The 22,827-nt window shown below is 51.0% G+C and carries 21 protein-coding genes and 1 other RNA gene; 13 read left to right on the top strand and 9 right to left on the bottom strand.

The annotated features are described in order from the left end of the window. Positions 1–3: 3 nt before the first annotated feature. The 4 genes from LVJ85_RS07395 to LVJ85_RS07380 all read left to right on the top strand — a co-directional run bounded on the left by LVJ85_RS07395 (position 4) and on the right by LVJ85_RS07380 (position 3,636). On the top strand, positions 4–1,179 hold the full coding sequence (locus LVJ85_RS07395; protein ID WP_244738401.1) for a hypothetical protein: 1,176 nt from the start codon (positions 4–6) through the stop codon (positions 1,177–1,179). Then, complete coding sequence (locus LVJ85_RS07390) at positions 1,172–2,113, top strand: hypothetical protein (protein ID WP_244738399.1); 942 nt, start codon at positions 1,172–1,174, stop codon at positions 2,111–2,113. The genes LVJ85_RS07395 and LVJ85_RS07390 overlap by 8 nt, the downstream gene beginning before the upstream one ends. A 98-nt stretch (positions 2,114–2,211) precedes the next feature. After that, complete coding sequence (locus tag LVJ85_RS07385) at positions 2,212–3,162, top strand: hypothetical protein (RefSeq protein WP_244738396.1); 951 nt, start codon at positions 2,212–2,214, stop codon at positions 3,160–3,162. A gap of 81 nt (positions 3,163–3,243) precedes the next feature. Further along, positions 3,244–3,636, top strand: a complete 393-nt coding sequence (locus tag LVJ85_RS07380; protein ID WP_244738394.1) for a hypothetical protein — start codon at positions 3,244–3,246, stop codon at positions 3,634–3,636. 167 nt (positions 3,637–3,803) lie between these two features. Here LVJ85_RS07380 and clpB read toward each other — a convergent pair whose 3' ends face one another. Further along, complete coding sequence (clpB, locus tag LVJ85_RS07375; RefSeq protein WP_244738392.1) at positions 3,804–6,377, bottom strand: ATP-dependent chaperone ClpB; 2,574 nt, start codon at positions 6,375–6,377, stop codon at positions 3,804–3,806. Positions 6,378–6,731: 354 nt separating this feature from the next. Between clpB and trpS the strand changes: the two genes are divergently transcribed. Further along, positions 6,732–8,051, top strand: a complete 1,320-nt coding sequence (trpS, locus tag LVJ85_RS13455) for a tryptophan--tRNA ligase (protein ID WP_370686907.1) — start codon at positions 6,732–6,734, stop codon at positions 8,049–8,051. 49 nt (positions 8,052–8,100) lie between these two features. On the opposite strand, the gene LVJ85_RS07360 is transcribed toward trpS, so the two are convergent. Beyond that, positions 8,101–8,295 (bottom strand): hypothetical protein, encoded by a 195-nt coding sequence (locus LVJ85_RS07360; RefSeq protein ID WP_085418278.1) that lies wholly within the window; start codon positions 8,293–8,295, stop codon positions 8,101–8,103. Positions 8,296–8,498: 203 nt separating this feature from the next. On the opposite strand from LVJ85_RS07360, the gene LVJ85_RS07355 reads away from it, so the two are divergent. After that, positions 8,499–8,675, top strand: coding sequence for a hypothetical protein (locus LVJ85_RS07355; protein ID WP_244738390.1), 177 nt, complete (start codon positions 8,499–8,501; stop codon positions 8,673–8,675). Positions 8,676–8,768: 93 nt separating this feature from the next. Here LVJ85_RS07355 and LVJ85_RS07350 read toward each other — a convergent pair whose 3' ends face one another. The 3 genes from LVJ85_RS07350 to LVJ85_RS07340 all read right to left on the bottom strand — a co-directional run bounded on the left by LVJ85_RS07350 (position 8,769) and on the right by LVJ85_RS07340 (position 15,118). Then, positions 8,769–9,200: a molybdopterin-binding protein gene (locus LVJ85_RS07350; RefSeq protein ID WP_370686906.1), complete on the bottom strand. Its 432-nt coding sequence runs from the start codon at positions 9,198–9,200 to the stop codon at positions 8,769–8,771. A gap of 80 nt (positions 9,201–9,280) precedes the next feature. Then, positions 9,281–11,188, bottom strand: a complete 1,908-nt coding sequence (locus tag LVJ85_RS07345; RefSeq protein WP_244738388.1) for an ATP-binding cassette domain-containing protein — start codon at positions 11,186–11,188, stop codon at positions 9,281–9,283. A gap of 99 nt (positions 11,189–11,287) precedes the next feature. Next, positions 11,288–15,118, bottom strand: coding sequence for a DUF3683 domain-containing protein (locus LVJ85_RS07340; RefSeq protein WP_244738385.1), 3,831 nt, complete (start codon positions 15,116–15,118; stop codon positions 11,288–11,290). A gap of 310 nt (positions 15,119–15,428) precedes the next feature. Between LVJ85_RS07340 and ffs the strand changes: the two genes are divergently transcribed. From ffs to LVJ85_RS07305, 7 genes are all read left to right on the top strand, one after another. After that, positions 15,429–15,525: signal recognition particle sRNA small type (gene ffs, locus LVJ85_RS07335), an RNA gene on the top strand. A gap of 147 nt (positions 15,526–15,672) precedes the next feature. Beyond that, the gene (gene hpnC, locus LVJ85_RS07330) at positions 15,673–16,488 is read left to right on the top strand and encodes a squalene synthase HpnC (RefSeq protein WP_244738383.1); all 816 of its coding nucleotides are present in this window, start codon (positions 15,673–15,675) and stop codon (positions 16,486–16,488) included. Between the two features lie 136 nt (positions 16,489–16,624). Further along, complete coding sequence (recO, locus tag LVJ85_RS07325) at positions 16,625–17,371, top strand: DNA repair protein RecO (RefSeq protein WP_244738379.1); 747 nt, start codon at positions 16,625–16,627, stop codon at positions 17,369–17,371. Between the two features lie 125 nt (positions 17,372–17,496). Continuing rightward, on the top strand, positions 17,497–18,228 hold the full coding sequence (gene pdxJ, locus LVJ85_RS07320) for a pyridoxine 5'-phosphate synthase (protein ID WP_115133313.1): 732 nt from the start codon (positions 17,497–17,499) through the stop codon (positions 18,226–18,228). 195 nt (positions 18,229–18,423) lie between these two features. Further along, positions 18,424–18,801, top strand: coding sequence for a holo-ACP synthase (gene acpS, locus LVJ85_RS07315; protein ID WP_244738376.1), 378 nt, complete (start codon positions 18,424–18,426; stop codon positions 18,799–18,801). A 135-nt stretch (positions 18,802–18,936) separates the two neighbouring features. Continuing rightward, positions 18,937–19,209, top strand: coding sequence for an ACT domain-containing protein (locus tag LVJ85_RS07310; RefSeq protein ID WP_244738370.1), 273 nt, complete (start codon positions 18,937–18,939; stop codon positions 19,207–19,209). 12 nt (positions 19,210–19,221) lie between these two features. Then, complete coding sequence (locus tag LVJ85_RS07305) at positions 19,222–20,583, top strand: PFL family protein (RefSeq protein ID WP_244738368.1); 1,362 nt, start codon at positions 19,222–19,224, stop codon at positions 20,581–20,583. A gap of 96 nt (positions 20,584–20,679) precedes the next feature. Here LVJ85_RS07305 and LVJ85_RS07300 read toward each other — a convergent pair whose 3' ends face one another. The 4 genes from LVJ85_RS07300 to LVJ85_RS07285 all read right to left on the bottom strand — a co-directional run bounded on the left by LVJ85_RS07300 (position 20,680) and on the right by LVJ85_RS07285 (position 22,770). After that, positions 20,680–20,976: a HigA family addiction module antitoxin gene (locus LVJ85_RS07300; RefSeq protein WP_244738359.1), complete on the bottom strand. Its 297-nt coding sequence runs from the start codon at positions 20,974–20,976 to the stop codon at positions 20,680–20,682. A 16-nt stretch (positions 20,977–20,992) separates the two neighbouring features. Then, positions 20,993–21,271, bottom strand: coding sequence for a type II toxin-antitoxin system RelE/ParE family toxin (locus LVJ85_RS07295; protein ID WP_244738356.1), 279 nt, complete (start codon positions 21,269–21,271; stop codon positions 20,993–20,995). A 132-nt stretch (positions 21,272–21,403) separates the two neighbouring features. Continuing rightward, complete coding sequence (locus LVJ85_RS07290; RefSeq protein WP_244738355.1) at positions 21,404–21,829, bottom strand: DUF2846 domain-containing protein; 426 nt, start codon at positions 21,827–21,829, stop codon at positions 21,404–21,406. 17 nt (positions 21,830–21,846) lie between these two features. Beyond that, entirely contained in the window at positions 21,847–22,770 is a 924-nt protein-coding gene (locus LVJ85_RS07285) for a Slam-dependent surface lipoprotein (RefSeq protein WP_244738354.1), read from the bottom strand. Between the last annotated feature and the right edge of the window lie 57 nt (positions 22,771–22,827).

The following is a 22,827-nucleotide window of genomic DNA, read 5'->3' as shown; positions in this document are numbered from 1 at the left end:
ATTATGTCGGAATGTTATAAAACGAATACCACGCCGCAATCACAGCTAAAATTATGTTTGGAGTGTCAAAACTCATGGACTGAGGCTCAATTTGAAGCACTCAACCGCATGAAAAGCGCAGAAAGAGAAACTTATCTGGTTTGGTTTTCTCCTCAAGGAATCGTGCAACGCAAAGGGCGCTTTAAAATCAAGAGCCATTATGCACAACGTGCTTACGATATTGCTGCTGTATATGCCAAGATGTATTTGGGAGCAGGCGAGTTTCAACAGTTTCCGTTGCTGAAAAAACATCCCGGCCTGTTTTATTGGATGGGGCTTGCCGCCTTTGCCAGTAAAACGGTGGGATGTTCTTTGGAGAATCCGTGGGTAAAAGATCCCGGAAAACAAGTAAAACGGCATATAGATACGCTGAAATATAAATCCAAAGTTCCATTACCTACTCCCGTAAATATGGCTACTTTATCCGTACCGACTTTGGTTGAAGTATTCTCCTCGATGGATAAGATGCTCGGTAAAGGCAATATATGGCTGTTTTTAGATGTAATGCCTTGGCATTATCTTTACGCTAAAGACAGAGAAGCATTCCAACGTTGCAGGGTTCAAAGGAAATACGGCATGTTACCGGAGGTGATGCAGGAAGATTTGGAAAGGGTGGACGGTTTTGAGGAAACCGTCGGCAATAAATCAATGGATTTTTCTGATTCTGGAAAACAGTATATTTTGAAAGCATTTACTGCATTAGATAGGGCGTTAGTATTTCTGAAGCAAAATAGAGCGGATAGTGCTGCCAAGGAAAAACTCACACACCTTTTACGTTTGGCTGACCACGAACAGGAAATCATTTTACAAAAAATCATGTACAACAGCTTTATTTTTAAAAAATATCTGGAAGTTTCACGTTATTTGGAAAGCAATCACCCCGACCTTTACCGCGAGATGCCGCAAAATGAACTGCATTTGGTAGCAAGCTGTAAGATTAAACGGGGAGAGGAGCGTTTTTTGTCTGCCGCGCCGAAAGGGATTGTGTTGGAGAATTTGAAACAGAGGATGAAATGGATTGCCGATGCGGCAGATTTATACCATCGACGCATGAGCAAACCTGTTGATAAACAATTTTTAGAGGAGCAATTGCGTATTTTGGCAAACGGTAAAAAAGCGGATGGAACAGAGCATGCTTAAACATTTTTTTTATTTGGTTTTATCAATTACGACAGCTATTTTTTTATTAGGAGCGTGTAAACCCATGCAGCAAGAACCGCAAAAAGATAACTTGCCTGAAACCGTATCAATAAGCCTGCCGGAATCTGCACAACATTTTTCGCAAAGGTTTGTTGAAAATTATCAGGGAGCGCCTGCAGATGCCGAGTTTTTTAATGTCAATGTTCATCCGGTATATTTTAATAGCGAAAAAACTGTTCTTTTTGAACATGGCAAACATACTTTCAAGCTACCTTATGTAGGAATGATCAATGCTTATGAAGACAGTGGGCATAAACCATTTTTAGGTATTTCGGATTATGTGATTTATGCCGATCTAGGCAAAGCCAGCAACATTAGCGATGAAGAAGCCAGACAGAACTTTTACCGTTTGGTCAAACAGATGCATCAGGCGGGGTGGAGGGATTTGATTTACCGTAGTGAGCCTAGAATTAAGCGCAACCGTAAAAATGCGGCTGCTTTTTTTGAAATTGAAGACGGCTGGCTAAATGAAAAATGGACTTCCGGTATTCCGACTACTATTGAATTGACAGCGGAAGAATGGAAAAAGCTTCCGCACCGTGCCAGATTGGGAGACTTATATGCGGATGGCGTGATAGTAAGCTTTTCTTTGGGTAAAGATGATTCCGATCAATACCGTGATAAATACGGAAACGGTCAGTATGCACTTGTAGTAACGATTGAAGCTTACTGGAATAGAGTTCGTTTGATTGCTACGGAAGAGTTCGGTAAGCCTACATACAATGATGCTTTAAATAAACAATTCAAAAGCTATGCCATATACCGGAAAATGGAAGAAGATAAAGCCCGTGCGCAAGGGTTTGAAATCGACGAAAGCTATCAAGACCCGCCGATTCCGCCGTTGATTGAGTTGCCGCGCGACGGATCGCGTTAAATGCAATCAGGCCGTCTGAAAAAAGATTGAATAGTTCCAGACGGCCTCTTGTTAAATCTTATCTGTTTCTTTGCTTTCAAATATCAGCCGGCAGATAAATGCCAACTTACACGACCATGTTTAAAAAGATATTGATTTATTTGTTAACGATGACGGTAGGTTTGCTGGGAGCGTGCAAACCCATGCAGCAAGAACCGCAAAAAGATACCCTGCCTGAAACCGTGTCGATAACCCTGCCCGAATCTGCCCAACATTTTGCCAACCGTTTTACCGGTTATATCGATGACGAATCGCCGGGAGAACCGTATTCTTTAACTAATTATTCTGCTACGTTTGCATCTGAAAAAACAGTTTTATTTGAACATGGTGTGCATTCTTTTAGGCTTCCTTATGTAGCAATCATTAAGCTTTATGAGGATGGTAAGCAGCAGCCTTTTTTAGGTATTGACGAATTTAAAATATTTGCGGGCTTAGGTAAAACCAGCAACATTAGCGATGAAGAAGCCAGACAAAATTTTTACCGTCTAGTCAAACAGATGCATCAGGCGGGGTGGAGGGATTTGATTTCTACCACGGCACCAAGAATCAAAATGAACCGTAAAAATGCCGCTGCTTTTTTCGGAATGGAAGAAGGTTATTTTAGGATAAAACCAATCACCGGTATTCCAACTACGATTGAGCTTACTCCGGACGAGTGGAAACAATTGTCCAATTTGGCGGACATCGGAACTTTGTATGCAGACGGTGTGGTGGTGAGTTTTGTATTAGGTAAAGATAATGACGAGCAATACCGCGATAAATACGGCAACGGTCAGTATGCACTCGTGGTAACGATTGAAGCTCATTGGAATCGAGTTCGTTTGAATGCACAGGAAGAATTCGGCAAGCCTACTTTTAATAAGGCCGTAAAAAAGAAATACCAAACCTACGCAATGATTAGGAAATTAGAAGAAGATAAAGCCCGGGCGCAAGGGTTTGAAATCGACGAAAGCTATCAAGACCCGCCGATTCCGCCGTTGATTGAGTTGCCGCGCGACGGATCGCGTTAAATACAGTAAGGCCGTCTGAAAAGATTCTGAGTATATTTTCAGACGGCCTTATTGCTGAATGTCTCAAGAAGGTACGATTAAATGATGATTAAAAAAATCATATATACAACTATTTTATCAATCCCGTTGTTGGCTTATCCGAGTACCTATAAGGGTAAGAATACAAATATATATGTCAAGGTAAAGCATTTAAAAAACGGAAATAATATTGCATTCAATATTTATTCATCTTCGAATGGTAAACGCTCCGAGTTATTAAAAGGGGTTGCAAAATTAAAACCGGGAGATGTTGAAACTGAGTCAGATCAAAATACTATGGAAATTTATGAAGTAGACGAATATATTTATGATCAAAAAAACTGCTATATATTGATGCGTCTAGAATCTGAAAACGGCAAGAGAGGTTCTCTATACACTAATTGTCCTAAGAAAAAATTGAAGAAGTCTAAATTTCCGATTTTGAAAATTAAGTAAGAGTATATGATGGTTTGGTCGGTTGATAGCGGAAAAAGGTGGTAAATGAATTTATCAGCAAGAAAAAGAAAAGTGTAAACAATGCCAGCATTTGCTCAACAAAAAATAGGCCGTCTGAAAATTTTCAGACGGCCTTTAGTCATGCCGGTTGCTACGGTTCAATCCAATCAATCAAATGCCAGCTTATCCCCATCCGCTTTCACATGAATCACGCTTTCAGGTTTGTATTTGCCTTCGAGCAGAGCCAAGGCCAGCGGGTTTTCGATTTCCGCTTGGATGGCGCGTTTGAGCGGGCGTGCGCCGTACACGGGGTCGAAGCCTGCTTTGGCGATGATGTCCAGCGCGGCATCGTCGACTTTGAGATGCAGGTTCTGTGCGGCAAGGCGTTTTTCCAAGCCTTTGAGCTGGATTTTGGCGATGCTGCGGATATTGGCCTGATCCAATCCGTGGAACACGACCACTTCGTCGATACGGTTAATCATTTCGGGGCGGAAGTGTTCTTTCACGTCTTCCATGACCACTTCTTTCACGGCCTCGTAATCCGATGTGCCCATTTGCTGGATGTGGTGGCTGCCGATGTTGGAAGTCATCACGATCACGGTGTTTTTAAAGTCCACCGTGCGGCCTTGACCGTCGGTCAAGCGGCCGTCGTCCAGCACTTGCAGCAGGATATTGAACACGTCGGGGTGGGCTTTTTCCACTTCGTCGAGCAGGATTACGCTGTAAGGTTTGCGGCGGACTTGTTCGGTTAGGTAGCCGCCTTCTTCGTAGCCGACGTAGCCGGGAGGCGCGCCGATTAAGCGGGCAACGGCGTGTTTTTCCATGTATTCCGACATATCGATGCGGATCAAATGGTCTTCGCTGTCAAACAGGAAGCTCGCCAATGCTTTGCACAGCTCGGTTTTGCCGACACCGGTCGGGCCTAAGAAGAGGAAGCTGCCGTATGGTTTGTTGGGGTCGGCCAGGCCGGAGCGGGAGCGGCGGATGGCGTTGGAAACGGCGCACACGGCTTCGTCTTGCCCCACCACGCGGTTGTGCAATACTTCTTCCATTTTCAAGAGTTTGTCGCGTTCGCCTTCCATCATTTTGCTCACCGGAATGCCGGTCATGCGCGATACGATTTCGGCCACTTCGTCCGCGCCCACTTTGGTGCGGAAGAGTTTGTTGGCCTGCTGCTCTTGCGGATTGTTTTCCAGCGCTTGCAGCTGTTGGCTGAGTTTGGGCAGTTCGCCGTATTCCAGCTCGGATGCGCGGGCGAAGTCGCCTTGGCGCTTGGCCTGCTCGATTTTGACTTTGATCTCGTCGATTTGTTTTTTGATGTCGGCGGTGCCGGCGGAAGCGGCTTTTTCGGCTTTCCAGATTTCGTCCAAATCGGCGTATTCTTTTTGCAGTCCGGCGATTTCTTCGTCGATTAAATCGAGGCGTTTTTTGCTGGCATCGTCGCTTTCTTTCTCAACGTGCATTCTTTCCATTTTAAGTTGGATGATGCGGCGGTCGAGTTTGTCCATCTGCTCGGGTTTGGAATCCAATTCCATTTTGATGCGGCTGGCGGCTTCGTCAATCAAGTCAATGGCTTTATCGGGCAGGAAGCGGTCGGTAATGTAGCGGTTGCTCAACTCTGCGGCGGCAACGATGGCCGGGTCGGTGATGTCGATGCCGTGGTGGATTTCGTAACGCTCTTGCAAACCGCGCAAAATGGCGATGGTGTCTTCCACGCTCGGTTCGCCCACCAATACTTTTTGGAAGCGGCGCTCCAGTGCGGCATCTTTTTCGATGTATTGGCGGTATTCGTCCAAAGTGGTGGCTCCGATACAGTGCAGCTCGCCGCGCGCCAAAGCGGGTTTGAGCATATTGCCTGCGTCCATTGCGCCGTCTGCCTTGCCCGCACCGACAAGCGTGTGGATTTCATCAATGAAAATCAAGGTATTGCCATCGTCTTTAGCCAAATCGTTTAAGACGGCCTTCAGGCGTTCTTCAAACTCGCCGCGGTATTTGGCACCGGCAATCAATGCGGCCAAATCAAGCACCAGCAGGCGTTTGTTGCGCAGGGAATCGGGCACTTCGCCGTCCACGATACGTTGCGCCAAACCTTCCACGATGGCGGTTTTACCCACGCCGGGTTCGCCGATTAATACGGGGTTGTTTTTGGTGCGGCGTTGCAAGACTTGGATGGCGCGGCGGATTTCGTCGTCGCGGCCGATCACGGGGTCGAGCTTGCCTTCGCGGGCGCGCTGGGTTAAGTCGGTGGTGTATTTTTTCAAGGCTTCGCGTTGGTCTTCGGCATTGGGGTTATCCACAGAGGCTCCTCCTCGTACCGCGTCAATGGCGGCGTTGATGTTTTGTTCGGTGGCTCCGGCGTTTTTCAGGATGCGGCCGGTGTTGTCGTTTTGCTGTACCAAGGCAAGCGGGAACAGTTCGCTGGCGATATAGGCATCGCCGCGCTTCACGGCGGCTTTGTCCATCAAGTTTAAGACGGCCTGCAATTCGCGGCTGGGGAGGATTTCGCCGCCGGTGCCGGATACTTTGGGCAGGCTGTTCAAGGTTTGGGTAAGCTGTTGTTTTATTTGGGGTACGTTTACGCCTGCGTGTGAGAGCAGGGCTGCGGTGCCGCCTTCGGCATCGTCGAGCAGGGCTTTCAATACATGGCCTGCTTCGAGATAGCTGTTATCGGCAGCCAAGGCCAAGCTCTGGGCATCGGCCAGAGCTTGTTGGAATTTTGCGGTCAATTTATCGAATCTCATCTGTTTTCTTTCTTTAAAGTTTATGTATTGTTCGGATGAAAGCTATATGGGTCTGCCTGTGGGTAAGTCAATACCGTATAAAGGGATTTGTATTGAATTAATTTATATTTTATTGAAATATTTATAAAATTATCTTTATATAGGCTGTGGATAATATTTTGAGGCCGTCTGAAAAGCAGTAGCGTTGACGTTCGCACGGCATAGCGGGTTTTGCGGATGAGGCCGTCTGAAAATCAACAGGGAAAAGAGTGGTTTGATGTATAATCCGTTCCCTGTTTTTAATGATGATCGATATTTTATTTTTCAGACGGCCTGATTCAAAAGGCCGTCTGAAAACCGCAGGAAAGAGCAAAAATGACTAAAAAACGTGTTTTAACCGGAGTAACCACCACCGGCATTCCGCACTTGGGCAACTACGTCGGCGCTATCCGCCCCGCGATTGCGGCCTCGCACGCGCCGGATACCGAATCTTTCCTGTTTCTCGCCGATTACCACGGCATCATCAAATGCCATGATCCCGAGATGATTCACGAATCCACCCAAGCCGTTGCCGCCACTTGGCTGGCTTGCGGTTTAGACCCCGAAAAAACCACGTTTTACCGCCAGAGCGACATTCCCGAAATCATGGAATTGAACTGGATTCTGACCTGTATCACCGCCAAAGGTCTGATGAACCGCGCCCATGCCTACAAAGCGGCGGTGCAGGAAAATTTAGCAAAAAGAATTCAGCGCACGTTTGGGATTAATGGAAGTTACCAAGAGTATGAATGGGCTGATTTAAGATTGTCACAAGAGATTCAAAATTTATTTAATTATCAAACAGACTCAATAATCTCAAATTCATACAAATTATTATGGGATTTTCTCGCTGACATAGATGAATATTTACCATCTGGAATAATAACTATTCCAATATTGGAAGACTTTGAAAAAGAGTTTGTAGAGATTCCTTTTGATGATAGTGGAGCTTATCAAATTAGGAATAAATCTGTTGATGAATTGAGAAATTTTTTCAAAAAATATGGTTATCTTTTGGATTTGAATGATGATGGTATCGAGATGGGCTTGTACAGCTACCCGATTCTGATGACCGCCGACATTTTGATGTTTAACGCGCAAGAAGTACCGGTGGGCCGCGACCAAATCCAGCACGTGGAAATGGCGCGCGATATTGCCGGCCGTTTCAACCACCGCTTTAAAGAAGTGTTTACGCTGCCCGAAGTGAAAATCGACGAAAACGTCGAATTGCTGGTGGGCTTGGATGGTCGTAAGATGAGCAAGAGCTACGGCAACACCATTCCGCTGTGGGAAAACGATAAGAAAACCCAAAAATCGGTCAACAAAATCATCACCAACTTGAAAGAGCCGGGCGAACCGAAACAGCCCGACGAAAGCCCGTTGTTTGAGATTTACAAAGCCTTTGCCACCCCCGCCGAAACCGCTGAATTCACGCAAATGCTCGCCGAAGGTTTGGCGTGGGGCGAAGCCAAAAAAATGCTCGCCGCGAAAATCAACGCCGAATTGGCCGAACCGCGCGAACGCTACAACGCCCTAACCGCCAACCCTGCGCAAATCGAAGACATTTTGCAGGCCGGTGCGCAAAAAGCCCGCAAACAGGCTCGCGTATTGCTTGACCAAGTGCGCGATGCCGTGGGAATACGGGCTTTGAAATAATTAAGTTTCGTATGCGGTTGGAAATTGATAAAGCCGGGCTTGAGGCAGTTTACTCGTCTTCAGGTTCCGGCTTGATGTCTTCCAAGTGCAGCCGTTTGTTTTCGATTTCGCGGTCGCTTAAAGGATGGTCGGCATAGGTGACCAAATCGTCCACCGAATCTTCGATAACCAGCTCGCGCTCTTCTGCTTCCATTTCTTCTGCGGGCGTTAAATCGAATGTGCTGTCTTGTTCGGTCGGTTTCATACAGGCTCCTTTCGTTTTATTGGCGTGGGGGATTTTCAGACGGCCTCATTTTAAACTTGATGAGGCCGTCTGAAAAAGCATTTAGCAAATCTTAATCTTGCCTTACATCTTGATATATTTTGAGTTTTCTAAAATTTATGAGAGAAAATACTAGGAACCGATTGGCTTTCTGCGATATGCCGTTCGGCGCTTAGAGGGGAATCATGATAGGCCGTATTCTACGCATTGCTTTTTTCGTTGCTTTAATCGTATTGATCGTAAACCGTTTGCTTGGCCGCCAACGCAAACAGGGCATACATGATGTGGTGCGCACAAGTGCTTGGGTGCTGCTGGCGGCGTCTGCGCTGGCTTTGGGCTGGTATACGTGGTTTGCGCAATAGCAGATAGGGAAGCGGAATATATTGAGGCCGTCTGAAATGTTTCAGACGGCCTTTTTTCAGACGGCCTTATGAGGTTTGCCGGAAAGTATTGGATTAGGCTTTCACGCCCAAAATCACGGCGCCGGCTTTAAACAAGGCTACGGCTTCTTGGCCGGTTTTCAAGTGCAGGGCTTCGGTGCTTTTTACGGTGATGCCCGCGCTGACGGTGATGCCGTTGCCTGCGTCCAGTTCGATAACGGAGTTAACGGCGCCGATGTCGATATGGCTGATCACACCTTTGAGCTGGTTGCGGGCGGAGAGGCGGATGCCGTCCAAGCCGGAGGCGATGATGATGTTGGTGGATTTGACTAAGGCAATCACTTCTTTGCCTGCTGCCAGCTCTAAAGCATCGACGCTTTCGCAGGTTACGGAGGCGGTGATTTCTTGGCCGCCGTTCAGCTCAACGATAACCTCGCTGTTGACCGCGCCTTTGGTTACGGATTTGACTACGCCGTTAAATTGGTTGCGTGCGCTTGTTTGCAACATAAATCTTCCTTTCATGTTTTGAGGGGTAAAGATTGCTATGGAATATTTTTCAGGCAATATACTGTATGAAACCGGTGCGGTCAAACTACGCCGTTTTGTTTGTTTTCCAAGATTTCCCAACGCTCCAATTTTTCCAGCAGCAGCATTTCGATTTCTTCCGCGCGTGTTTGCAGGGCGCCGGCTTTTTCGTAATCTTTGAACACGTCGGGGTCGGAAAGGCTGCCGTTGATTTGGGCTTGCTCGGCTTCTAAAGCGGCGATTTCTTCGGGAAGGGCTTCAAGCTCGCGCTGCTCTTTGTAGGAGAGTTTGACGGTGCGGTTGGCTTTGGGTTTGCTCTTTTCGGCGGCGGGTTCTGCGGGCTTTTGCTCCGAGGCCGTCTGAATCGATTGTTCGCGTTTTTTGGCATCGAGATAGTCTTCATAGCCGCCGATGTATTCTTTCAGACGGCCTTCGCCTTCAAACACGATGCTTTGTGTGATGACGTTATCCAAAAACATCCGGTCGTGGCTGACCAAGAACACTGTGCCTTGGTAATCGCGCAATAGTTCTTCGAGCAGCTCTTGGGTGTCGATGTCGAGGTCGTTGGTCGGTTCGTCGAGTACGAGGATGTTGGCCGGGCGGGTAAACAGTTTGGCCAGCAGCAGGCGGTTGCGTTCGCCGCCGGACAGCGACGATACAGGGCTTTGGGCGCGGGCAGGGTGGAAAAGGAAGTCTTCCAAATAGCTCATCACGTGTTTTTTCTTGCCGCCGACTTCCACATAATCGTTGCCTTGGCCGAGGGTGTAAAACACAGTGTCGTTTTCGTTCAGCACGCTGCGGAATTGGTCGAAATACGCCACTTCCTGCTTGCTGCCCAAACGGATTCTGCCGTAAGTGGGTTGGAGTTCGCCCAAAATCAGTTTCAGGAAGGTGGTTTTGCCGATGCCGTTGGGGCCGATGAGGCCGATTTTGTCGCCGCGCTGGATCACGGTGGAGAATTTGTCCATGATGATTTTGTCGCCGTATTGGAACGAGGCGTGCTCGAGTTCGGCGATGATTTTGCCGCTTTTTTCGCCGGCATCGAGTTTGAACGACACTTGCCCTTGGCGTTCGCGGCGGGCGGCGCGCTGTTTGCGCAGCTCTTCCAAGCGTTTGACGCGGCCTTCGTTGCGGGTGCGGCGGGCTTCGATGCCTTTGCGTATCCACGCTTCTTCTTGGGCGTGGAATTTGTCGAACAGACGGTTGTGCTCGGCTTCTACGGCCAATTCTTCGGCTTTTTTCTCGCTGTATTTGGAAAAGCTGCCGGGGTAGGAGCGCAGTATGCCGCGGTCGAGTTCGACGATGCGGTTGGCGATGTTGTCGAGAAAGCGGCGGTCGTGGGTGATGACGACGATGCTGCCGGAAAATTGCTGCAAAAGGTTTTCCAGCCACAGAATCGCGTCGATATCGAGATGGTTGGTCGGCTCGTCGAGCAGCAGTACATCGGGTTTCTGCACCCATGCTTGCGCCAAAGCCAAGCGTTTCTTTTGGCCGCCGGAAAGGTTGGCGATGGTTTCGTTTTCAGGCAGGCCGATTTCGCTGATGGTTTGCTTGATGGCGGCATCAAACTGCCAGCCGTTTTGCGCTTCCAATTCGGTTTGCAGTTCGTGCAATTCTTTCAGCAAGGCTTCGTTTTCGCCGTTTTCAAGCTGCTGGCTGACGTGATGGTAGCGGCGCAAGATGTCGCGCAGGCTGCCCAATCCGTCGGCAACAACGTCAAACACGGTGGCTTGCGGGTCGAAAAAAGATTCTTGCGGCACATAAACGGTTTTGAGGCCGTTTTGCAGGATGAGTTGGCCGTCGTCGGGCTTTTGTACTCCGGCCAGAATTTTCAGAAAAGAGGATTTTCCGGCTCCGTTGCGGCCGATTAAGCCGATTTTTTCGCCGCTGTCGAGCTGGAAAGAGGTTTTGTCTAAAAGGGCGACATGGCCGACGGCAAAGGAAAGGTTTTCTGCTTGCAGGATATTCATGGTCTGGCGGGATAAAAAAGTGGCTATTTTAACCGATTTTGATGAAAAGGCCGTCTGAATTGTGTTTCAGACGGCCTCTCGATTGCCTTTCCAAGCAGCTTACAGCAACACTTTCTCGATGCCGCCGTTGTTGGCTTTATCGACAAACTCGTTTTGCCAGTTGTCGCCGAGGATGTGTTTTGCCATTTCCACCACGATGTAGTCGGCGGGCATGGCGTTGTCGTCGGTGTAGCGGCTCAAACCTTGCAGGCAGGCGGGGCAGGAGGTGAGCATTTTGACCGGTTCGCCCTGCGGCAGCTGCTTGAGGTTTTTCTCGATTTCTTCCTGTTTGCGGAATTTCACCTGTGTGGCGATGTCGGGTCGTTTGACGGCAAACATGCCCGATTCGCCGCAGCAGCGGTCGCTCAACACCACTTCTTTGCCCATCAGCTCACTGGTCATTTTGGTGGCGTTCATGGTTTTGATCGGGCTGTGGCAGGGGTCGTGATACAGGTATTGCTGGCCGCTTACGCCGTCGAGCTTGATGCCTTTTTCCAATAAAAACTCATGAATATCAATGATGCGGCAGCCGGGGAAAATGTCTTCGAAGCGGTATTTTTCCAGCTGGTCGTAGCAGGTGCCGCAGCTCACGACCACGGTTTTGATGTCGAGGTAGTTTAAGGTGTTGGCCAAACGGTGGAACAGCACGCGGTTTTCGGTGGTCATCTGTTCGGCTTTGTCGTGGTTGCCGCCGGCATCTTGCGGATAGCCGCAGCAGAGGTAGCCTGGCGGCAGCACGGTTTGCACGCCGGCATGCCAGAGCATCGCTTGCGTGGCCAAGCCGACTTGGCTGAACAAGCGTTCCGAACCGCAGCCGGGGAAGTAGAACACGGCCTCGCTGTCTTCCGGCAATTGCGGGTTGCGGATAATCGGCACGGTTTTGTTGTCTTCAATATTCAGCCAAGCGCGTGCGGTTTTGATCGGCACATGGCGAGGCAGCGGTCGGTTGATGAAGTGGACCACTTGCTCTTTAATCGGCGAGCCGCCGGTGGTGGCTTTAGGTGCGGCTTTCTGACGGCCTGCGCCGATATGGGCTTTCTTGCCCCAGTTGTAGGCCAGATTCTGCAATTTGAAACCGGCTTCCACCACGCCTTTGCGCAACACTTGGATGGTGCGCGGGTCTTTGGCGTTAAGGAAGGCCATGCCGGCGGCAACGGCGGGGTTGAACTTGCGTTTGCCGGCTTTGCGCAGATAGTTGCGGATGGCTACGGTTACGTCGCCGAAGTCGATGTTGACGGGGCAGGGCTTCACGCAGCGGTGGCACACGGTGCAGTGGTCGCCGAGGTCGTTTAATTCGTCGAAGTGGCGCAGCGATACACCGCGGCGGGTTTGTTCTTCGTATAAAAACGCTTCGGTGAGCAAGCCGACACCGAGGATTTTGTTGCGCGGGCTGTACAGCAGGTTGGCGCGCGGCACATGGGTGCTGCACACGGATTTGCACTTGCCGCAGCGCAGGCAGTCTTTCACCGATTCGGCGATGGTGCCGAGGTCGGACTGCTCCATAATCAGCGATTCCACGCCGAGCAGCTCAAATGAAGGCGTGTAGGCGTTGCGCAAGTCGGAGCCGCGCATCAGTTTGTGGCGGTTGAAGCGGCCTTGTGGATCGACTTTGGCTTTGTAGTCCCAGAAGGGCTGCATTTCTTCGTCGGTGAGGAATTCGAGTTTGGTGATGCCGATGCCGTGTTCGCCGGAAATCACGCCGTTGAGGCTGCGGGCGATTTTCATGATGCGTTCCACCGCTTTATGGGCGGTTTGCAGCATGTCGTAATCGTCTGAATTCACGGGAATATTGGTATGGACGTTGCCGTCACCCGCGTGCATGTGCAGGGCGACGAACACGCGCCCGCGCACCACGCGGCTGTGAATTTTGGCCAAACCTTCCATGATTTTGGTGTCGGCCTTGCCGCTGAAGATTTCAGACAGGGGTTTCATCACGTCGGCTTTAATCGACACGCGCAGGCGGAAATCGCGGAAGGCGATGAAACAGCTTTCTTCGTCTTTGGCTTCGGGCGCGGCGTGAACGGCATGGCCGTAGCGTTGTTTGTATTCGCCCAAAGGCGCGTCGAGGTTGCTAAGCAGCCATTCCCAACGCTCTTTTACGGCGGAAACGTGTTGGAGCGCGTGTTTGGCGCGTTCGCCCAACAATTCGCTGCTGGGCAGGTCGGTGCCCATTTTGTCCACCGGCAGGTTGCCTTGCAGATATTGGATTAAGGCTTCGCACAAGGCGAGTTTGTTTTTAATCGACAGTTCGATGTTGATGCGCTCGATGCCGTCTGAATACTCGCCCAAACGCTCCAGCGGAATCACCACGTCTTCATTGATTTTAAAGGCGTTGGTGTGCTTGGCGATGGCGGCAGTGCGGCTGCGGTCGAGCCAGAAGGTTTTGCGTGCTTCGGGGGAAACGGCGATAAAGCCTTCGCCGTCGCGGGCTTGCGCCAGTTTGACGATATGCTCGGCGGCATCGGCTACGGCGGCTTCGTCGTCGCTCACAATATCGGCAATCAGCACCATTTTCGGGCGGCCTTTACCCGCTGCTTTGGTGGCATAGCCGACCGCGCGCACATAGCGCCAGTCGAGATGTTCCAAACCGGCCAGCTTCACGCTGCCGTGGCCGAGCATGTAGTCGCGGATTTCCACGATAGACGGCGTGGCGTTGGCAACCGTGCCGAAAAATTCCAAACACACGGTGCGGATGTATTTCGGCATGGTATGCAGCACGAAGGCCACGCTGGTGATGATGCCGTCGGTGCCTTCTTTTTGCACGCCGGGCAGGCCGCTGAGGAATTTGTCGGTAACGTCTTTTCCGAGGCCGACTTTGCGGAATTTGTGGCCGTCGATTTCCAAGCGTTCGGTTTTAACGATGTTGAGGCCGTCTGAATCTAAAGTATGTACATCGAAAACGGCGGTTTTTTCGTCGTGGATTTTGCCGAAGTTGTGGCGCACGCGCTCGATTTTCAGCCACTCGCCTTGTGGGTTGACCATTTTCCAGTAGGCAAGGTTATCGAGCGCGGTGCCCCACAATACGGCTTTCTTGCCGCCCGCATTCATGGCCACGTTGCCGCCCACGCAAGAAGCGTCGGCGGAAGTCGGGTCAACCGCGAATACCAATTTGGCGGCGGTGGCGGTTTCTTCCACCCGCCGCGTTACCACGCCCGCGCCGCAATGGATAATCGGATGTTTGCCTTCCAAACCGGGCAGTTCCACATATTCCACGCCGTTGTGTTTGTCGAGTTTTTCGGTGTTGATGACCGCGCTCATGGCATCGAGCGGCACCGCGCCGCCGGTATAGCCGGTGCCGCCGCCGCGCGGAATGATGGTTAAATCGAGTTCGATTAAAGCTTTCACCAAAGGCGCGACTTCGGCTTCAGTGTCGGGATTCACCACCACAAACGGATATTCCACGCGCCAGTCGGTAGCGTCGGTAACGTGTACCACGCGGGCGAGGCCGTCGAACATGATGTTGTGTTTTTTGGTGATTTTGGAGAGGCGCGCCAAAATTTGTTCGCGCTTTTTACGGGTGGTTTCGAAGCTTTCGTCAAAGCGCGCTACGGCGGCTTCGGCCGCCCGCAGCAGCTCGGCTACTTGCTCGTTGTCGTCGCGGCGCTTTTGGATTTCGTTTAAGCGGTGGCGCATTTCTTTCACCAAAGCCTCGCGGCGGTTGGGATGCTCGAGCAGGTCGTCCACCAAATAAGGATTGCGCATTACCACCCAAATATCGCCCAACACTTCAAACAGCATCCGCGCCGAGCGGCCGGTTCTGCGCTGGCCGCGCAGGATTTGCAGCACGTTCCAAGCCGGTTCGCCCAAAAGGCGGATGACGATTTCGCGGTCGGAATAAGATGTGTAGTTGTAGGGGATTTCACGGATACGCTGGGCGGTGGCTGTGGTCATAACAGGCGGTTCCAAAGTCGTTGTTTTTTCAAACTGCATGAATGGCGGGCGTAAGCTTTTTATTCATAACAGTTTATTTTTTATTAAAGCTTTCAGACGGCCTGATAGAGAGGCCGTCTGAAAAAATGTTGATGTAACAGATTCGTAATTTAATGTAATTTCGATTGTTTTTCAATGGAAAAATATGGCCGGCATCATGTAATTTGTTCATGTAGCAAGCTGTGATTGTTGACAATCTGAATCTTTTTGCAGGCAAAATGGGGCAGGCTATTGGTATTTTGAGATAAAGCCGTTATAATGCTCGGCTTACGGCGGGTCTCCCCGCATGGTAATTCGGAACAACGGGTCAGGGGCGGAAGCCAGCAGCCCACTCTGATGCGCCAGTGCCGGGGGTTGGGCTCGCCACCCTTTACCAAACACCGACGGCTTGTCTGAGCCGTCGGTGTTTTACTTTTCAGACGGCCTTAAGCGTAAGGCTTGGCCTGTTACTTTTTACTTTTATAGATTGAGTAGATGCCGTCTGAATGATTTTGTTTTTATTGGGAATATCTGCCATGTCGGTTAACCATTATGAAAACTTCCCTGTCGGGTCTTTGGTGTTGCCACGCCGTTTGAGAAAGCCGGTTCATGCCGTGTATGCGTTTGCGCGCACGGCAGACGATATTGCCGATGAAGGCGATGCGCCCAACGAAAAGCGTTTGCAGGAATTGGATAATCTGCGGCAGGAATTGGACAGAATTTCGCGTGGCGAGACGCCGCAAACCGATCTGATGCGCCGCTTGCAGCGTGAAGCTTTGCAGCCGTTTGCCATCCCTTTGCAGCCTTTTTACGATTTGCTGTCGGCCTTTAGTCAGGACGTAGTGAAAAAGCGTTACCGGCATTTCGGCGAGCTGGTGGACTATGCGCGCCGTTCGGCTAATCCGGTGGGGCGCATCATGCTGCATCTTTACGGCGAAACCGACCCGCGCAGCATCGCCGAGAGCGACGGCATCTGCACGGCTTTGCAGTTGATTAACTTCTGGCAGGACGTGGCAATCGATTGGCAAAAAGGCCGCGTTTACATTCCGCAGGAAGATTTGGAAAAGTTTGGCGTAACCGAAGCGCAAATCGCCGCAGGCAAAGCCGATTTTGCCTTCCAGCGCTTGATGGCTCACCAATGCGGGCGCGCTCATCAAATGCTGAAAGCCGGTTCTCCGCTCGGTAAAACTTTAAAAGGCCGCATCGGTTTTGAACTGCGCATGATCATTCTCGGCGGCCAACAGATTTTGAACAAACTGGAAGCGAACCGCTACGATGTGTTCAACCAGCGACCCAAATTGGAAGTGGCCGACTGGTGGAAAATCGTGAAACGGGCGGTGTTGAAAAAGTGATGCCGTGTTTGATGTTTGTTGATTGAATTGAGGCCGTCTGAAAGCTCGTGTAGTTTGTTTTCAGACGGCCTGAGACTTTTCACTTTCGCGAAAGATACGGAGTATAATCCCGCGATATTTTCCCGCTTCATCTTTTATGACCGCCCAAACCCACCGCATCAATCACGAACCCGCTTTTCTGCTTACCGCCAAGCCGTGGCGCGAGAGCAGTTTGTGGCTGGAAGTGTTCAGCCGCCGCTACGGGCGCGTGGCTTTGCTGGCACGCAGCGCGCGCAAACGGCAGAGCGAATTGCGCGGCGTGCTGGTGCCGTTTGTGCCGATGAGTGCCTCGTGGTATGGTTTGCAGGAATTGAAAACCCTGCACCGTGCCGAATGGTTGGGCGGTTGGCGGCAGCCGCAGGGCAGGGCGCTGTTTAGCGGTTTGTATGTGAACGAGTTGGTGTATAAACTCACCGCCCGCGAAGATCCGCATCCCACCCTTTACGATGCGCTGCATACTGTGATGCAGACGATTGCCAACGAAGCCAACCATGTTGCCGCCTTGCGCCGCTTTGAATGGACGTTGCTGACCGAACTCGGTTTCGCCCCTGATTTGCACCAAGACGAAAACGGCGAGGCGGTTATTGCGGAACGCCGCTACTGGCTGCGCCCCGAGCACGCACCGCTGCCGCTCGAGCAGGCAAACGGTTTGCCGCCGGCTGAAGCGGAAGGGATTGCGGTGGACGGCAGCAGCCTGATCCAGCTTCGTAACGGCGAGTTTGAAAACGGCGAAAGCATGCAGCAGGCGCTACGGCTTACCCGCATGCTGTTGGACTTCCGCCTGCCGGAAGGTATCAAATCGCGGCAGGTATTGCAGCAGATGCAGCAGTTTCAGACGGCCTGATTTAGGACGGCAAATATCACGGCTCGTCATACTCGGGCTTGACCCGAGTATCTTTCGACGTGTGTGGTTTTTAAGTCGACTGATAAACAGGCCGTCTGAAAAGACAAAACACGAAAGGATTTCCCATGTTGTTAGGCGTAAACATCGACCACGTTGCCACCCTGCGCAATGCACGCGGCACCATTTATCCCAGCCCGCTTGAAGCCGCGCTGATTGCCGAAACCCACGGTGCAGACCTGATTACCCTGCATTTGCGCGAAGACCGCCGCCATATCAAAGATGCCGACGTGTTCGCCATCAAACAGGCCATCCGCACGCGCATGAATCTGGAAATGGCCTTAACGGAAGAAATGCTGGAAAACGCTTTGCAGGTGATGCCCGAAGACGTGTGTATCGTGCCCGAAAAGCGCGAAGAGGTAACTACCGAAGGCGGCTTGGACGTGCTGGCGCAGCAAGACAAAATAGCCGAATTCACCAAAACCCTCACCGATGCCGGCATCCGCGTTTCCCTGTTTATTGATGCCGATGAAGCCCAGATTCAGGCGGCACGCGATGTCGGCGCGCCGGTAATCGAACTGCACACCGGCGCGTATGCCGATGCCGAAACGCCACAAGAGCGTCAGGCGCAATTGCTGCGGATTGAAGAAGGCGCGAATTTCGGCAGCGATTTGGGTTTGGTGGTGAACGCAGGCCACGGCCTGACTATCCACAACGTCAGCCCGATTGCCAAAATTTTGGCCATTCACGAATTGAACATCGGTCATTCGCTGATGGCGCAAGCGATTTTTATCGGACTGCCCGAAGCCATCCGCCAGATGAAGGAAGTGATGTTCAGGGCGCGTTCGCTGCCTTATTGATTCAGTTGATTATAGAAAAATAAATTTAACGGTATCTCCGAATGGTATTTCCGTCATACTCGGATTGAACCCGGGCATTCCTATGCCACTCAAAGTCCGTATACCCGGGGTCAAACCCGGATACGGCAAAAACCAAGTTTACCGGGCGCGGCCTGATTCAGGCCGTCTGAACACACACATAAAAAAGGAAACACCATGATTTACGGAGTCGGCACGGATATTGTTTCGTTAAACCGCATTGAAAAGCTGCATAAAAAATACGGTAAGGCTTTTGCCGACCGCCTGCTCAGCCGCATTGATCTGCTTGAATATCCGCAGGCAGGCAGCCCCGCAAACTTTCTGGCGAAACGTTTTGTGGCCAAAGAAGCTTTTGCCAAAGCGGTCGGCACCGGTCTGCGCTCGCCTGTGAGCCTGCGCAATATCGGCATCGGTCATGATGAGTTGGGCAAGCCGGAGTTTTACTGCGAACCTGAGTTGCAGCAATGGTTGGAAGAGAAAGGCATCAAGTGCGTGCACTTAAGCATGAGCGATGAAGAAGACAAGGTGCTGGCCTTTGCCGTGGCGGAAAAATAACCGCTGCCCGCCCGAAAACGTACGCATGGTTTTTCAGACGGCCTTCTTTATGGGAAGCAAGCCTTTCCAATCAGGCCGTCTGAAAACCGTTTTTATTTTTACATCTGTTTTCACATTTATATTTAAGGAAACCTTATGAGCCATTCAGTGATCACCGTAATCGGCAAAGACCGCGTCGGCATCGTGTACGACGTGTCTAAACTGCTTGCCGAAAACCAAATCAACATCCTCAACATCAGCCAACAACTGATGGACGATTTTTTCACCATGATTATTTTGGTGGACACGGCAAGATGCCCGAAAACGCGTCAGGAAATGCTGGATCTGTTTGCAGAAGAGAGCAAAAAACTCGCGCTCGACATCCGTATGCAAAACGAAGAAATTTTCAACGCCATGCACCGCATTTAAAGGATTGAAACCATGACAACCAGCATTCAATCCAGCGAAATATTAGAAACCGTGCGCATGGTGGCCGACCAGAATTTCGACGTGCGCACCATTACCATCGGCATCGACCTGCACGACTGCATCAGTGCCGACATCAACATCCTCAACCAAAACATCTACAACAAAATCACCCGCATCGGCAAAGATTTGGTGAAGACCGCGCAATACCTTTCCGCCAAATACGGCGTGCCGATTGTGAACCAGCGCATTTCCGTTACCCCGATTGCCCAAATCGCCGCGGCCACCCACGCCGATTCGTATGTGAGCATCGCCCAAACGCTGGATAAAGCAGCCAAAGACATCGGCGTATCGTTTATCGGCGGCTTTTCCGCATTGGTGCAAAAAGGCATGTCGCCGTCTGACGAAGTGCTGATCCGCTCCATTCCCGAAGCCATGAAAACCACCGACATCGTGTGCAGTTCTATCAATATCGGCAGCACGCGCGCGGGCATCAACATGGACGCGGTAAAACTGGCGGGCGAAATCATTAAAGAAACCGCCGAAATCACACCAGAAGGTTTCGGCTGCGCCCAAATCGTCGTTTTCTGCAATGCCGTCGAAGACAACCCCTTTATGGCCGGTGCGTTTCACGGAGCAGGCGAAGCCGATGCGATTATCAACGTCGGCGTATCAGGCCCCGGCGTAGTGAAAGCCGCTTTGGAAAATTCCCATGCTCGAACGCTGACCGAAGTGGCCGAAGTAGTGAAAAAAACCGCTTTCAAAATCACCCGCGTCGGCGAATTGATCGGACACGAAGCCGGCAAAATGCTCGGCATTCCGTTCGGCATTCTCGATTTATCGCTGGCACCCACGCCCGCCGTCGGCGATTCTGTCGCCCGCATTCTCGAAGAGATGGGTTTGAGCGTGTGCGGCACCCATGGCACCACCGCCGCCTTAGCCTTGCTGAACGATGCCGTGAAAAAAGGCGGCATGATGGCCTCAAGCGCAGTCGGCGGCTTGAGCGGCGCATTTATCCCCGTTTCCGAAGACGAAGGCATGATTGCCGCCGCCGAATCGGGCGCGCTTACTTTGGACAAACTCGAAGCCATGACCGCCGTCTGCTCCGTAGGCTTGGATATGGTGGCCGTGCCGGGCACTACTTCCGCCGCCACCATTTCCGGCATCATCGCCGACGAAGCCGCCATCGGCATGATCAACAGCAAAACCACCGCCGTGCGCATTATCCCCGTGCCGGGTAAAGACGTGGGCGACAGCGTAGAATTCGGCGGCCTGCTCGGATACGCACCGATCATGCCCGTGAAAGAAGGATCGTGCGAAGTGTTTGTGAACCGCGGCGGACGCATTCCCGCTCCGGTACAGTCGATGAAGAATTGATTGGTTTGTATGGTTAAAAGGCCGTCTGAAAATATTTTCAGACGGCCTCTTGTTTAATTTCAACTTAAAAATTGCCAAAGCCCGTATTTCTCATTATCAAGCAGGTGAAGCCGTATAAGCGGGAGTAACCTCGGGTATGTTTTTCTGCATGGCCTGCCATAAGTCATAGTCGGCCTGTTGGTGCAGCCAGCTTTCAGGGCTGGGGCTGCCGTCTCCCAGCCATTTATGCAGGCGGATGGCCATATCCGCGCTGATGCCTGCCTTGCCGTTGAGCAAGCGCGATAAGGTAACGCGGGAAACGCCCAGCTGCTTGGCGGCTTCGGTTACGCTCAAGCCCAATTCAGGCAGGATGTCTTCACGGATAACCTCCGCAGGATGGGGGGGATTGTGCATCAACATAATCTTGCTCCTAATGGTAATCCTGATAATCCACGATTTCGGCATGGCCGTTTTCCAGCTTGAAAGTAACGCGCCAATTTCCGTTTACTTTCACACTCCAATGATTTTTCAAATCGCCGGAAAGCGGGTGCAGATTCCAGCCGGGAATATTCATATCAGACGGCACGCTTGCCGCATTCAATCGGGCGAGGATACGGCCAAGTTTGGCAGCATGAGCAGCTTGTATGCCCGACTTGCTGCCTGTTTTGTAAAACCGTTCCAGCCCTTTGTGTTGAAAGGAAATAATCATCGTTGTATCGCTGTTGTTTACGTTAATTGTATCGTTACTGTTTACACAAAGCAACCTGCCGTGAGATTGTATGGAATATGATAAAGGCCGTCTGAAAATGTTTTCAGACGGCCTCTCGGCTTTATTTATCTTTTATATATCCAAACTTTCTTTAGTGGCCGTTATTTCGGCTTTACATTGATCCAATGATACGCTTTCGAGTTTCGGACGGCCCACAAATGCGCCGAAGCCTACACTTGCTTTCACGCATTGGATTTCATTGGCACGCAACGGAATGGTTACACTGCGGCGGGCTTCGGTTTTCGCCCAAATCTCGTATTCGCCGGGCGCCAATTCTTTGCTGAGGTAGCCGCCGTTGCGGATATTGCCGATTTTGTGTTCCCCTGCATAGACATCGTAATGAATGGCACTGCCTTTGAAAGACGGCGAGCGGTATACATATAATTTGCTTTGGCCTTCGGCAGGGGCTTCGAGAGAAGAAAAAGAGTTACCGGTGGCGCCGCAGGCAGCCAAAAGAACAGACAGGGTGCTTATAGAAAGTATTTTTCCGATTGTCATTGTCGATCCTTTTTCAATTAATAGCGTTTGCCGCCAAAGGCTGTGTCTAAGCTGGAGTTATTGTCGAATTTCACCACGCCGGCAGTTTCTTCATAATTTTTGCCGAACAAACCGCCTTCGTAGCGTCCGCCGCTGTTGCCGAACACACTTGCATTGCCTGAGTATTGCGCCCCGTTCAGACGGCCTTCATGTAGGGTAATGTTGCGGCGCAAGCCCGGCATCTCGATGGTTCCGTTAACGGTTTTCCGCCCGAAATTAACATGAATGCGGCTTTTTGCGTCCATAAGGATTTTTTCATCAATACTGTCGTTACGCACGGCATTTCCGTAATAGGTGGCCGTACCTGTATTCGGAATGTTTTTCTCGGGCGTTAACGTGCCTTGATAGCTGATTTCTTGAAATTGCTTGCTGTTGTTGAGCCATGCGCCGTAAAACGATGCGCCTTGGTTCCAGCCTTTGAGTGTGCCGTCGGTGGTTTTATGTGTTATTGCGCCTTTGGGTTTGAGATCAAGATTGATTTTGGTGCCGTCGGGCGTGGTAAAAATGACGATTGATTCGCTGCTGTCCATGGGTGTATTGCCAGTAGAGTTACTGCCTGTGGAGGTGCTGCCTGTGGAGGTGCTGCCTGTGGAGGTGCTGCCTGTGGAGGTGCTGCCTGTGGAGGTGCTGCCTGTGGAGGTGCTGCCTGTGGAGGTGCTGCCTGTGGAGGTGCTGCCTGTGGAGGTGCTGCCTGTGGAGGTGTTGCCTGTGGAGGTGTTGCCTGTGGAGGTGTTGCCTGTGGAGGTGTTGCCTGTGGAGGTGTTGCCCGTGGAGGTGTTGCCCGTGGAGGTGTTGCCCGTGGGAGTGCTGTCGGTAGAAGGACTGTTCGAGCCGCCCCCACCGCCGCACGCGCCCAGAATCAGCGCGGAACTTACAGAAACGGCGAGAAGTATGTGTTTCATATTTTGAATCTCCTAAATAAATGTATTTGACTTAAATTTGATTTTCTGAACAGAAAC

The sequence above is a fragment of the Neisseria sp. Dent CA1/247 genome, assembly GCF_022870825.1.
Lineage (GTDB): Bacteria > Pseudomonadota > Gammaproteobacteria > Burkholderiales > Neisseriaceae > Neisseria > Neisseria zoodegmatis.
Note: the sequence above shows the minus strand (reverse complement) of the source record. Positions and strands in the feature narration are given on the sequence as shown.